This is a genomic window from Pseudomonas sp. GL93, from assembly GCF_003408955.1.
In the GTDB taxonomy this organism is placed as follows: domain Bacteria; phylum Pseudomonadota; class Gammaproteobacteria; order Pseudomonadales; family Pseudomonadaceae; genus Aquipseudomonas; species Aquipseudomonas paracarnis.
This window is the reverse complement of sequence record NZ_NKRF01000002.1, coordinates 183,852-196,230: the sequence shown is the minus strand read 5'-3', so window position 1 is coordinate 196,230 and position 12,379 is coordinate 183,852. Positions and strand designations below refer to the sequence as shown.

Annotated in this window: 13 protein-coding genes; all 13 read left to right on the top strand. The window is 48.3% G+C overall.

Going from position 1 to position 12,379, the window contains the following annotated elements; all coding sequences use genetic code 11:
* Window positions 1-42 precede the first annotated feature (42 nt).
* Window positions 43-1,728, top strand: a complete 1,686-nt coding sequence (gene rpsA / locus CER19_RS01005; protein WP_003189774.1) for a 30S ribosomal protein S1 — start codon at window positions 43-45, stop codon at window positions 1,726-1,728.
* Between the two features lie 160 nt (window positions 1,729-1,888).
* The gene (locus tag CER19_RS01000; RefSeq protein ID WP_116665066.1) at window positions 1,889-2,173 is read left to right on the top strand and encodes a hypothetical protein; all 285 of its coding nucleotides are present in this window, start codon (window positions 1,889-1,891) and stop codon (window positions 2,171-2,173) included.
* Window positions 2,174-2,303: 130 nt separating this feature from the next.
* Window positions 2,304-2,600, top strand: a complete 297-nt coding sequence (gene ihfB, locus CER19_RS00995; protein ID WP_003189779.1) for an integration host factor subunit beta — start codon at window positions 2,304-2,306, stop codon at window positions 2,598-2,600.
* Between the two features lie 24 nt (window positions 2,601-2,624).
* Complete coding sequence (locus tag CER19_RS00990; RefSeq protein WP_116665065.1) at window positions 2,625-2,855, top strand: lipopolysaccharide assembly protein LapA domain-containing protein; 231 nt, start codon at window positions 2,625-2,627, stop codon at window positions 2,853-2,855.
* Between the two features lie 336 nt (window positions 2,856-3,191).
* Window positions 3,192-4,499, top strand: a complete 1,308-nt coding sequence (locus CER19_RS00985; RefSeq protein WP_116665064.1) for a Wzz/FepE/Etk N-terminal domain-containing protein — start codon at window positions 3,192-3,194, stop codon at window positions 4,497-4,499.
* Window positions 4,500-4,941: 442 nt separating this feature from the next.
* A complete protein-coding gene (rfbB, locus tag CER19_RS00980) occupies window positions 4,942-6,006 on the top strand; it encodes a dTDP-glucose 4,6-dehydratase (protein ID WP_116665063.1) in 1,065 nt (354 codons plus the stop codon).
* Between the two features lie 7 nt (window positions 6,007-6,013).
* Window positions 6,014-6,907, top strand: a complete 894-nt coding sequence (gene rfbD, locus CER19_RS00975; RefSeq protein ID WP_116665062.1) for a dTDP-4-dehydrorhamnose reductase — start codon at window positions 6,014-6,016, stop codon at window positions 6,905-6,907.
* On the top strand, window positions 6,904-7,794 hold the full coding sequence (rfbA, locus tag CER19_RS00970) for a glucose-1-phosphate thymidylyltransferase RfbA (RefSeq protein WP_116665061.1): 891 nt from the start codon (window positions 6,904-6,906) through the stop codon (window positions 7,792-7,794). The genes rfbD and rfbA overlap by 4 nt, the downstream gene beginning before the upstream one ends.
* Window positions 7,794-8,357: a dTDP-4-dehydrorhamnose 3,5-epimerase gene (rfbC, locus tag CER19_RS00965; protein ID WP_116665060.1), complete on the top strand. Its 564-nt coding sequence runs from the start codon at window positions 7,794-7,796 to the stop codon at window positions 8,355-8,357. Before rfbA ends, rfbC begins: the two co-directional genes overlap by 1 nt.
* Entirely contained in the window at window positions 8,357-8,758 is a 402-nt protein-coding gene (locus tag CER19_RS00960) for an FdtA/QdtA family cupin domain-containing protein (RefSeq protein WP_116665059.1), read from the top strand. The genes rfbC and CER19_RS00960 overlap by 1 nt, the downstream gene beginning before the upstream one ends.
* Window positions 8,759-9,013: 255 nt before the next feature.
* Window positions 9,014-10,138, top strand: coding sequence for a DegT/DnrJ/EryC1/StrS aminotransferase family protein (locus CER19_RS00955; RefSeq protein WP_116665058.1), 1,125 nt, complete (start codon window positions 9,014-9,016; stop codon window positions 10,136-10,138).
* A gap of 6 nt (window positions 10,139-10,144) precedes the next feature.
* On the top strand, window positions 10,145-11,410 hold the full coding sequence (locus tag CER19_RS00950) for an O-antigen translocase (RefSeq protein WP_116665057.1): 1,266 nt from the start codon (window positions 10,145-10,147) through the stop codon (window positions 11,408-11,410).
* Between the two features lie 3 nt (window positions 11,411-11,413).
* A complete protein-coding gene (locus CER19_RS00945) occupies window positions 11,414-12,379 on the top strand; it encodes a glycosyltransferase (protein ID WP_133298293.1) in 966 nt (321 codons plus the stop codon).

Here is a 12,379-nt window from a genome sequence, read left to right as displayed (position 1 = left end):
TGGAGATGGGCGTATTCTTCGCCCTTATCAACAGGAATTAAAATGAGCGAAAGCTTTGCGGAACTCTTTGAAGAAAGCCTAAAAACCCTGAACCTTCAGGCAGGCTCCATCATCACCGGTGTTATCGTTGATATCGATTACCAAGCTCGCTGGGTAACCGTTCACGCTGGTCTGAAGTCTGAAGCTCTGATCCCGCTGGAACAGTTCTACAACGATGCTGGTGACCTGACTATCAATGTCGGTGACGAAGTTCACGTTGCTCTGGACTCGGTTGAAGACGGTTTCGGTGAAACCAAGCTGTCCCGTGAAAAAGCCAAGCGCGCTGAATGCTGGATTGTTCTCGAAGCAGCCTTCGCAGCTGAAGAAGTGGTCAAGGGCGTTATCAACGGTAAGGTTAAAGGCGGCTTCACTGTCGACGTTAACGGCATCCGTGCGTTCCTGCCAGGTTCTTTGGTCGACGTTCGTCCAGTGCGCGACACCACGCACCTGGAAGGCAAAGAACTCGAATTCAAAGTCATCAAGCTCGACCAGAAGCGCAACAACGTTGTCGTTTCCCGTCGCAGCGTGCTGGAAGCAGAGAACTCCGCCGAGCGTGAAGCTCTGCTGGAATCCCTGCAGGAAGGCCAACAAGTCAAAGGTATCGTCAAGAACCTCACCGATTACGGCGCATTCGTCGATCTGGGTGGCGTCGATGGCCTGCTGCACATTACCGACATGGCTTGGAAGCGTATCAAGCATCCTTCCGAAATCGTCAACGTTGGCGACGAGATCGATGTCAAGGTTCTGAAGTACGATCGTGAGCGTAACCGCGTTTCCCTGGGCTTGAAGCAGCTGGGCGAAGATCCATGGGTTGCTATCAAAGCTCGTTACCCAGAAAGCACCCGCGTGACCGCGCGTGTTACCAACCTGACCGACTACGGCTGCTTCGCAGAGCTGGAAGAAGGCGTGGAAGGCCTGGTGCACGTTTCCGAAATGGACTGGACCAACAAGAACATCCACCCTTCGAAAGTCGTACAAGTCGGCGACGAAGTGGAAGTTATGGTTCTGGACATCGACGAAGAGCGTCGTCGTATCTCCCTGGGCATCAAGCAGTGCAAATCTAACCCATGGGAAGATTTCTCTGGCCAGTTCAACAAGGGCGATAAAATCTCCGGCACCATCAAGTCGATCACCGATTTCGGTATCTTCATTGGTCTGGACGGCGGCATCGACGGCCTGGTTCACCTGTCCGACATCTCCTGGAACGAAGTTGGCGAAGAAGCTGTTCGTCGTTTCAAGAAGGGCGACGAGCTGGACACCGTTATCCTGTCGGTTGACCCAGAGCGCGAGCGCATCTCCCTGGGCATCAAGCAACTGGAAAGCGATCCGTTCTCCGAGTACGTTCAAGAGAACGACAAAGGCGCCATCGTTAAAGGCACTGTGAAAGAAGTTGACGCCAAAGGCGCCATCATCGTTCTGGCCGACGATATCGAAGCGACTCTGAAAGCCTCCGAAATCAGCCGTGACCGCGTTGAAGACGCGCGCAACGTTCTGAAAGAAGGCCAGGAAGTAGAAGCCAAGATCATCAGCGTTGACCGCAAGAGCCGCGTGATTCAGCTCTCCATCAAGTCGAAAGACGAAGTGGAAGAGAAAGAAGCTATCCAGAGCTTGAAAGAAGCTGCTCCGGAAGCTGCTGCTGACACCACCATGGCGGCACTGCTGCGCCAGGCAATGGCTAAGCAGAACTAAGTTCTGTAAAGCTGTAGAAAAAGGGCGACTTCGGTCGCCCTTTTTTGTGCCTGAAATTTGATGAAGCAACTGCATCGAACCAAGGCATTCAGCCCAATGTCAGAACTGACTATAGTCTTAAAAACGGCTATTTCGCGTTGCTGACTCAATAAGGGGTTGAATGAACAGAATTATCGTAATACTCGCCCTGCTGATGCTTGCAGGCTGCTCCTCCACCAGCGCCAAGACCCACGCCAAGCGTGGCGTCAGCGGTATAGAGGTCGACTGCTCTGGCCTGGGCAACAAGTGGGAAAAGTGCGAGAAGCGCGCCGCCCGTGAGTGCAAGATGCAGGGCTACAAGGTCATTACCCGCTCCAGCGATGCAGAGGACGAAGAGGGCGACTACCTGTTCGGCTGGAACCCTGCTGGCGCGGTGACGCGGACCATGTTGGTGATCTGTAAGTAAGGCGTTGGCTGCTCGCTGAGCGTGTTTATTCAGCCTCAGATAAGTTGACACATGGGCTGTTCAAATTCATCAACTCATGCTAAAACCTTCGGAGCGCTTTTCCTAGCTGCTTGAAAAAGAAGGGAAAAATATGACGAAGTCGGAGTTGATCGAACGAATTGTCACCCATCAAGGGCTGCTCTCATCCAAGGATGTGGAGCTGGCTATCAAGACCATGCTTGAGCAAATGTCCCAATGCCTGGCCACCGGAGATCGCATCGAAATCCGCGGCTTCGGCAGCTTCTCCCTGCACTACCGCGCACCGCGCGTAGGCCGCAACCCAAAAACCGGCCAATCCGTCAGCCTCGACGGCAAATTCGTTCCCCACTTCAAACCGGGCAAGGAATTGCGCGATCGGGTGAACGAAGAAGAGGAAGAAGGCGTCTGAGTGTTTTTGGGGAAGGAGAAGGGTATGCGTGGGGTTAAGCGCGTTGTTGCGGTATTGATTGCAGTGCTGGCGGCGTTGGTGGTTTTGGCGTTTGTGCTGGAGAACCAGCAGGGCGTGGCGCTGTCGTTCCTGGGGTGGAGTACTGCGCAGATGCCGGTGGCGGTGTTTGTGGTGGTGGCTTTGATTGTGGGGATGGTGATTGGGCCGGTGTTGGGGGTGGTTGTGCGTAGGCGTCGGGGTAAGGCGGGGGTTTAGGGTTTAGTCTTAGCTTGCAGTTGTGATAGGGATGCGCGGTGGTGACGACCGTTTGTCAGAAATCTAATCATATCGAGCGCGTTGAGCTGCCTAGCTACCTATTCCCGCTGGTTACGACCGTTCTCTGGGGGAACTCAGAATCGTCTGACATACATGTCAAGGCTTGTAATATACCAAAGAGATGGCAGAATGGAATCTGTTCTCGATAACAGGCATTTTGTGCGCTCAAAATTTGGCAGAGACGCTGGGTTTTGGCGGTCAACCAATTAAAATAAAAAAACGCAATTTTGTCTGCATAACGAGCCCGCAGTTTCTCTTTGAAGGCAGGTTTTTGTTGTGAGTAGTAGCTTCCGCGCCCCCCCAGTACCACCGTCTAACGAAGTCGATCTCGTCGAGCTATTCCAAGCTGTTGGCGCGCAGAAAAAGCTGATAGCCGTCGTCGCTACAGCAGTCACTCTGCTTGCAGTCGCTTATGCTTTTTTAGCAAAACCTGAATATCAGGTCAGCAGCGTGCTACGCCCTGCTGCGATTAACGAACTCGATTCGCTGAACCGATCTGAGGTGTACCAGCTTCCGCCTGCGGCGGCTCTGATCAAGGTCGGCGCAGCCCTTGAATCATATGAGACTCGATTGGGATTTTTTCGCGCAAATCAGACGCTTTTCAAAGAGTTTGTGCGGCCGGGTAGAACCTTGGAGCAGAGCTTCGAAGAGTTTAACCGTAATTCGATTAGTCTGACTCTTCCTGATGCTAATAAATCAGATTTGTTAAGTTCATATATACGCCTTGATCTCAACTATCATCAGGGTATAGATGGCGTCGCTATTCTTAATGGTTTTGTAGACTATGCTATTGCAGCAGAGCGCGAACAAATAGCTGCAGATATGACTGTTATTGTAAAAAATAGAATTAATGAGTTAGAAGGTAAATTGAAAGCTGCGCGCGCCAGTTATGAGGCTGATAAAGAAGCCAGAATCGCTACATTGCGCGAAGCGGATACTTTGAAGCGTGCTCAACTACAAGATGAAATTAAAGCATTGCGAACTCAGTTGAGAACGCTGCGAGCTGACAGAATGTCGCAGTTAAATGAAGCCATCAGTATTGCCCGGTCGTTAAATATTCAGAAGCCCACAACGCCGACTTCATTAGGAGAGCGGCCTGGAACTGCTTCCAGCGTTATGCGTACTGAGATTAATAATCAGCAGATTCCTCTCTACTTTATGGGGGTTGAAGCGTTGGAGGCGGAGCGCGTAGCGTTACGTAAGCGGACGTCAGATGACTTTACCGAGGGTCGCATTGCGCAGATTGCACGCGAGTTGCAGTTACTACAGACCAATCGTGAAATTGAGGTACTCAATGAACGTAAAAATGAAGATGTCTTTCTGAGTGGTGTGCAATCTTTAAGGGCAGAAGAGGTACGGTTGCGAAATCTAAATGTCGATATGAGCCGATTAAAGTTAGTTACCATTGATAAGCAGGCTCTTGAGCCTCTCGGTCCTGTTAAGCCAAAGAAAGCCATGGTCATTCTGCTCGGTGCGATCTTAGGTTTAATGCTTGGCTTGTCTATAGCTTTGGTACGTTACCTATTTACGAAAAAGCGTAACGATAAAGCGGTCGAGGTGCAATCTATAAGTCGGTTGAACTAGCTGCGTACCGAACACGACTAAGGATAAAATATAGTGTGTGCGGGTGGGGTATGGATGGCTAGGGCTAAGGGGTGACTGTGGTTTTGTCGGAATCTCGCGAGCGCGAAACCTTAGCTCACCTTCTCTCAAACTCCTCAAACAGGGGCGGGGCGTGCTGGCACTTTGGCTGGTACGTCTCAACGGCTCCGCACAGCGAATGCATAGAATAACCGTCTCATGATTTTCCCTGTGATGTGTGGCAGTGGAGGTGTCTTTGTGGGATGTGTTAGTTGGTAAATGGCCGCTATTTTGATATCAGTGCCGCTACCTCCATTGGCGTGTATGTCTCACATATTTTCTGCGTTATTACCAGCCGAATGGCCGATCAAGTGCGTGTTTTTAACGTTGGCTCGAGCTACTACGAAAGGCGCGCTAGGTTGCGTCGAAAGAACAGGATCACATAGTGAAAATATTAGTTACCGGTGGAGCAGGGTTTATAGGATCGGCGTTGGTTCGTCACATCATTGCGCATACAAATGACTCAGTAGTCAATTTGGATAAGTTGACCTACGCAGGGAACCTTGAATCCCTAGCGTCTGTAGTGAAGCACGAACGCTACGCGTTTGAGCGGGTGGATATCTGTGATCGTGCGGCGTTGGATCGTGTTTTTCGTAAGCACGCTCCCGATATGGTCATGCATTTGGCCGCCGAATCTCATGTGGATCGGTCGATTAGTGGTCCTTCGGATTTCATTCAGACCAATATTGTCGGTACTTACGTGCTGCTTGAAGCTGCTCGTGAATACTGGAACTCCTTGGATGTACAGAAGCACGAGAGGTTTCGATTCCATCATATCTCTACTGATGAGGTTTACGGTGATCTCGAAGGCTTGGACGAGATGTTCACGGAAACGACCCCCTATCAGCCCAGCTCTCCTTATTCGGCCAGTAAAGCCAGTTCAGATCACCTGGTTCGTGCTTGGGGCCGCACCTACGGGCTGCCGACGATCATCACTAACTGTTCAAATAATTACGGCCCTTACCATTTTCCCGAAAAACTAATCCCGTTAGTAATCCTGAATGCATTGGAAGGCAAGCCTCTTCCTATTTATGGAAAAGGCGATCAAATACGTGATTGGTTATATGTTGAAGATCACGCTAGAGCGCTCCACAAGGTTGTCACTGAAGGGCGGGTAGGTGATACCTACAACATCGGTGGGCACAACGAAAAGAAAAATATCGAAGTGGTCCATGCATTGTGCTTGTTACTTGATGAACTCCGCCCAGAATCGCCATTCCGGCCTCATGCTCGGCTGATTACATACGTTCAGGACCGCCCGGGCCATGATTACCGTTATGCTATAGATGCCGGAAAGGTGCAGCGTGACCTAGGGTGGGTGCCTGAAGAAACCTTTGAATCAGGTATTCGCAAGACTGTCGAGTGGTATCTAAATAATCAGTCATGGGTTGAGCAGGTTAAAAGCGGCAATTATCAGCAATGGATTGACCAAAATTACTCGGAGCGCTGAGCTGGATATGAAGATTCTGCTTTTTGGCAAGAACGGCCAGGTCGGTTGGGAGCTTCAACGCGCTTTGAGCACCATTGGCGAGGTGATCGCGCTGGATCGTCATTCCACCAATGGTTTGTGTGGTGACCTAACGAATATCCAAGGCATTCGTGAAACCATTCGCAAATTGGCACCCCATGTTATCGTTAATGCAGCCGCCTACACTGCCGTAGATCGCGCTGAGTCCGATGAGCAGGTGGCGACCTTAGTGAACGCTACGGCGGTGCAGGCCATGGCTGAGGAGGCGTTAAGTTTAGATGGTTTACTCGTTCACTATTCTACCGACTACGTGTTTGACGGTAGCGGGTGCGATGCGTGGTATGAAACGGATACGGTAGCGCCGGTCAACGTATACGGCACCACGAAGCGAGCAGGCGAGTACGCTATTCTGACCTCCGGGTGCAAGCATCTGATTTTCCGCACTAGCTGGGTATACGGTGCGCGGGGAAATAATTTTGCCAAAACAATGCTTAAACTCGCCCAAACCAGGGCGGAACTCAGAGTCATAGCCGATCAAGTCGGAGCACCTACGGGAGCTGATCTGATCGCTGATGCTACCAGCGTAGCTATCCGTCATGCGTGCCAGAGACCTGAGGTGTCTGGTATCTATCATCTGGCGGCATCAGGCTCGACCTCTTGGTATGAATACGCCAAGCTCGTTATAGATTTTGGCCGTGATTATGGGATGGATTTGGCGGTGCAGTCAGTGACGCCTATTGCTACCTCGGAATACCCGACGCCAGCGTGTCGACCATTGAATTCGAGACTGAATACCGAGAGTATATGCAGGATTTTTCCAATCTACCTGCCAGAATGGCAGAGTGGTGTAACTCGGATGCTAAAGGAAGTGTTAGACAAATGACGGCAATCAAGCGCAAAGGTATCATTCTTGCGGGTGGCTCGGGTACGCGCCTGTACCCTCTGACGTTGGGTGTGTCGAAGCAGTTGCTTCCTATCTTCGACAAGCCGATGATTTTTTATCCGTTGTCTGTGCTGATGCTCGCCGGGATGCGAGAAATTCTGATTATCTCTACACCTGAAGATTTGCCCAGTTTCAAGAAGCTGCTGGGTGACGGTAGCCAATACGGGATTCAGTTGTCCTACGCTGAGCAGCCGAGTCCTGATGGTCTCGCTCAGGCATTTATCATTGGTGAAGAATTTTTGGCGGGCAGTCCTTGCTGTCTGATTCTTGGTGACAATATTTTCTACGGCCAGCATTTTTCAGAAAATTTGTTCTCGGCTATGTCGCAGTCATCAGGTGCTACGGTGTTCGGTTACCACGTGTCTGACCCTGAGCGTTTCGGTGTTGTTGAATTTGATAACTCGGGACGTGCGTTGAGTATTGAAGAAAAACCGGCCAAACCAAAGTCTAATTACGCCGTGACAGGGCTGTATTTCTACGATAATCGTGTTGTGGATATTGCGAAAAGTATCAAGCCTTCACCGCGAGGAGAGTTGGAAATTACAGATGTCAATCGTGCGTATCTGGAAGATGGTTCTTTGACCGTTGAGATGTTGGGGAGAGGATTCGCTTGGCTGGATACGGGTACTCATGAGTCGTTGTTAGAGGCGAGCCATTTCGTACATACCATTGAACATCGTCAAGGGCTGAAAGTTGCGTGTTTGGAAGAAATTGCGTTTGCTCATGGTTGGGTAAGCAAGGAGGTTCTTGGCGAGCAGGCTGAGAAATTGAAGAAAACCGGTTATGGGCAATATCTTAAAAAAATTCTGGAAGAGGTTTCTAAATAATGAAAGTCATCAGAACGAGCATTCCTGATCTGATCATTATTGAACCGACAGTGTTTGAAGATGAACGTGGCTGGTTTATGGAGAGCTTTAATGAGAAGCGCTTTCACTCTGAGTTAAAGGCACTGGAGTTGGCCCTGCCAAAACGGTTTGTGCAAGATAACCACTCATGCTCGAAAAAGGGCGTACTACGTGGTCTTCATTATCAAAAAGCCCCGCATGCTCAAGGCAAACTTGTTCAAGTTTCGCAGGGCGCAGCCTTTGATGTGGCAGTTGATATTCGACCGGAGTCTTCTACTTATGGGCAATGGGTAGGCGTGGAGCTTAATAGCGTTAACAAGTATATGTTTTGGATCCCCGAAGGGTTTGCTCACGGCTTCATCGCGCTGGAAGATAACACCAATTTTCATTACAAAACTACTGGTTATTACTCTAAAGAATCTGAGGCCGCGATCAGGTGGAATGATCCGACTATCGATATTGCTTGGCCAAAAATGCCATCGCTAAATGTCAGCGTAAAAGACTGCGAAGCACCATTTTTCTCACCAGATTTGGTGAAAAACTAATGAGCCTAATTAGATGGGTCGATTTTCAGATACTCGGCGATGAGCGGGGTAGCCTCGTGGCCTTGGAAACAGACCGCGCTGTTCCGTTCGAAATCAAACGGGTGTATTACATCTATCGAACGGCGGAGAATGTAAGTCGGGGATTTCACGCGCACCGGAATTTGAAACAGGTTGCTATCTGCGTGGCAGGGCGATGCCGGATGGTTATCGATAATGGCTATGTTCGTGAAGATACATGGCTCGATTGCCCTACTAAAGGATTGCTCATCGAGAGTATGGTGTGGCGAGAGATGCATGACTTCAGCCCAGATTGTGTTCTGCTTGTGCTGGCTAGTGAGCATTTTGATGAGTCTGATTATATTCGAAATTACGAAACGTTTTTGGAAGCTGCTACCCAATGATAGCGTGGACAAAATCATATACCAGCAATGTTGGAATGTTGGAGTCCCAGATAAGTTGGGAATGCCCCATTGGGCGAGCATCAACGGTTAAAAACATTGAGGCTGTCGAACGCTGTGAAGTGGTTTGCCTGGTATTTTAGCTTAACGAGCGGTGAAGAAGCTTTAAACTGCTTCCCCATCATGTTGAACGAATAAATTTACGAGTTTTGCGGTTTTAGGGGCTCGTAACCAAGTAATAATATTAGGGTTATTCGAATGATTCCGTTTCTTGATCTCAAGTCCTTAAATGCTCAATATCGTGAAGAGCTTATCGCGGCAGCCACTGAGGTGATAGATTCAGGCTGGTATATTCAGGGAAGGCTTTTAGAGCGGTTTGAGTCAGAATTTTCTGATTACACCGGTGCTCGTCATTGCATTGGTTTGGCCAATGGACTTGATGCCTTGACATTGACTATTCGTGCTTGGAAGGAACTCGGTAAACTCCAGGACGGGGACGAAGTTATCGTTCCGGCCAATACCTATATTGCCAGTGTCTTGGCGATTACAGAAAATAGTCTCAAGCCTGTTTTAGTTGAACCGAACGAAAAAACATACAATATATGCCCCCTGAATATTCGCTCTGCGATAACCAATAGAACGCGGGCAATCCTTCCCGTGCATTTGTATGGTCAGCTGGCAGATATGCCAGAGATTATGAAGATCGCTCGGGAGCATAATCTTTTGGTGCTTGAGGACTCGGCTCAAGCCCACGGTGCGAGTATTGAGGGACGCAAGGCCGGCAATTGGGGGGATGCTTCTGGTTTTAGTTTTTACCCTGGAAAGAACTTAGGGGCATTGGGTGATGGCGGAGCAACGACGACCAGTTGTGAAGAGTTGTCGATGATGTTGAATGCCTTACGTAACTATGGCTCACACGAAAAATATCTGAACGTGCATCAGGGTGTTAATAGTCGGCTTGACGAAATTCAAGCGGCAATGCTGAGTGTTAAGCTCAAGACGCTGGATGAGCAAACACAAAATAGAAGAGTCATTGCTGATGTTTATTTAAAAAATATCAAAAATGATAATATCCTTCTACCTCTGTCGCAGGATCAGAATGCCCTCACGTTTATGGGGCACGTCTGGCATCTATTTGTGATCCGTTCAGAGCAACGGGATGCCCTGCAAGCGCATCTTAAAGAAAGCGGCATTCAAACATTGATCCACTATCCTATCCCGCCTCATAAACAGTTAGCCTACAAGGCTTGGAATGATCAGAGCTTTCCTTTAACAGAGACTATTCATCGCGAAGTTCTCAGTCTGCCGATAAGCCCTTTGATGTCTATTGAGGATGCGCTCGCCGTTGCTCAGGCCTGCAATAGTTTCTCCGTACGTGGTTGATTGATAATGACGCTGCTTCGTACCAGTTTTCTCAATGGAATTGCCGTTATCGTCAGGATGATGACGCTACTTGGGATCAACAAAATTCTTGCAATTTATGTTGGACCTTCCGGATATGCGGCGCTTGGTCAGTTTCAAAACGCAGTACAGATGATTACCGTGTTTGCGAGTGGTGCAATTAATACAGGCGTCACAAAATATACTGCGGAGTACCATGAGGAAGAATCGAAGCAGTATCAGGTATGGCGTACTGCTGGCTCTATAACCCTAGGTGGTTCGCTGTTAGCATCATTAGTTATCGCGTTTTTTTATAAAGAATTGGCAAGCTACTTTTTGAAGGATCCAGAGTTTGAAGGGGTCTTCTTATGGTTCGCTGCTACGCTAGTGTTCTTCACATTGAATGCGTATTTTCTTTCGATTCTGAATGGGCGAAAGGAGGTAGCTCGTTATGTAGTGGCTAATATCGCAGGAAGTTTATTTGCGCTAGTAATTACGACGTTGATGGCAATGAATATGGGGCTCTATGGAGCCTTGGTGGCCTTGGCTATTTATCAATCGCTTACCTTTTTTGTGACCTTGTTCATCTGCTATAGAACAAAATGGTTTGAGCTTAAAAACCTCTTCGGTCAGATAGATGGCCAGGTTGCAAAAAATCTTAGTAAGTTTGCATTGATGGCGTTGGCGTCGGCTATTTGTGTTCCAATTAGCCATATTGTTATTCGTAATTATCTCGCAGATCAATTTGGCTGGGATATGGCGGGTTACTGGGAAGCGATGTGGAGGCTGAGTTCTGCCTATCTGCTGATGGTGACTACAACACTGAGTCTTTATTACCTGCCGAAGCTTTCGGAGTTGGTGGGTGGTGATGCACTAAAGAAGGAGATTAGCCACGGCTATAAAATAATTTTACCCTTGGTAATCTGCTGCGGGTTATTAATATATTTATTGCGAGACTTTATAATCTCTGTTTTGTTTACTTCGGACTTTTTGCCTATGCGAGAGCTATTCGCTTGGCAGATGGTTGGGGATACCCTTAAAATCGGCGGTTGGGTATTGGCTTACTTGATGTTAGGTAAGGCGATGTTCAAGATGTTTGTGGTTGCTGAAATACTGTTTTCGGTTCTTTTTGTGGTGCTGACCCGGGTGTTTACCGAACACTGGGGGTGGCAAGGAGTTACTATCGCCCATGCGGTGAACTACTTGCTTTATTGGTTGTTTGTTTGGTGTGCTACCTATTCGCTGCTGAATGAAAAAGTCAAGGTTGAGGAGTAGTCTGTGACAGAGCGTTTTCCAAAAGTTTCAGTGATGGTGGTTACTTATAATCAGGAAGATTTAATTTCTGATACGATTGAGAGCGTTCTGGCACAAGATTATCCGAATTTTGAAATTGTTATTTCTGATGATGCGTCAACTGACGGAACTGCGAATGTAATTCGCGATTATGAGATACGTTTTCCTGGGATTGTGAGGGGGGTTTATAACAAGATAAATTTGGGTATTACGGGAAACTCAAATACTGCCTTTTTTGCCTGTGAAGGGGAGTTGGTCGCGTTGTTGGGGGGCGATGATCTTTTTTTACCAGGGAAGCTTTCTGCCCAAGTCGCATTGTTTGAAGATCCTGAAGTTACGATTTCCTATCATGGAGTCGACGTATTTGTCCATCAGACTGGGGAAGTTCTCTTTACAACAAATACCACCGAGAAGGAACAAGTGCGGGATGTCTACGACTTGATCGCTAAGGGCGGAATACCCGGCGCTTCTTCGATAATGGTCAGGCGTTCGGCCTGCCCGGCTCATGGGTTTCATCCTGACTTTCCTGTTGTAACTGATTGGATTTTCTCTATTGAGGTGGCTTTGAAAGGGAAGGTTCAAGAGCTTCACGGTGTGTATGGGAAGTACCGTAAGCACGGTTTGGGTGCCAGTGAGCGTACCTTTGAGCTATTGGATGAGTCGCTTAAAACCCTCTCGGTAGTTTCTGCTGCACACCCTACGAATAAAAAACTTCAAGACACGTGTATGAAAGGTGGGTATCGGTATCTCTTGGGTGAGCTATATCGGCAGGTGGTAAAAGGCAATGCCGAAAAAATTGTAGCGCTTAAAAAATACTTTAGAAATTACTCGGTTGGATTTAAGCGCATTCTTACTCTCACGGTACTTGATCTGCTAAGTCAGAAGTGGGTTTTATCTTTTGTGTCAACGTCCTTGCCTAAGATAAAAAATTTACTTAAGCGTAATATTTAA

Coding starts and splice junctions, on each gene's coding strand:
- rfbC (WP_116665060.1), top strand. CDS start 7,794: ATGAAAGTCATCAGAACGAGCATTCCTGATCTGATCATTATTGAACCG.
- CER19_RS00950 (WP_116665057.1), top strand. CDS start 10,145: ATGACGCTGCTTCGTACCAGTTTTCTCAATGGAATTGCCGTTATCGTC.
- rpsA (WP_003189774.1), top strand. CDS start 43: ATGAGCGAAAGCTTTGCGGAACTCTTTGAAGAAAGCCTAAAAACCCTG.
- CER19_RS01000 (WP_116665066.1), top strand. CDS start 1,889: ATGAACAGAATTATCGTAATACTCGCCCTGCTGATGCTTGCAGGCTGC.
- ihfB (WP_003189779.1), top strand. CDS start 2,304: ATGACGAAGTCGGAGTTGATCGAACGAATTGTCACCCATCAAGGGCTG.
- rfbA (WP_116665061.1), top strand. CDS start 6,904: ATGACGGCAATCAAGCGCAAAGGTATCATTCTTGCGGGTGGCTCGGGT.
- rfbD (WP_116665062.1), top strand. CDS start 6,014: ATGAAGATTCTGCTTTTTGGCAAGAACGGCCAGGTCGGTTGGGAGCTT.
- CER19_RS00960 (WP_116665059.1), top strand. CDS start 8,357: ATGAGCCTAATTAGATGGGTCGATTTTCAGATACTCGGCGATGAGCGG.
- CER19_RS00955 (WP_116665058.1), top strand. CDS start 9,014: ATGATTCCGTTTCTTGATCTCAAGTCCTTAAATGCTCAATATCGTGAA.
- CER19_RS00990 (WP_116665065.1), top strand. CDS start 2,625: ATGCGTGGGGTTAAGCGCGTTGTTGCGGTATTGATTGCAGTGCTGGCG.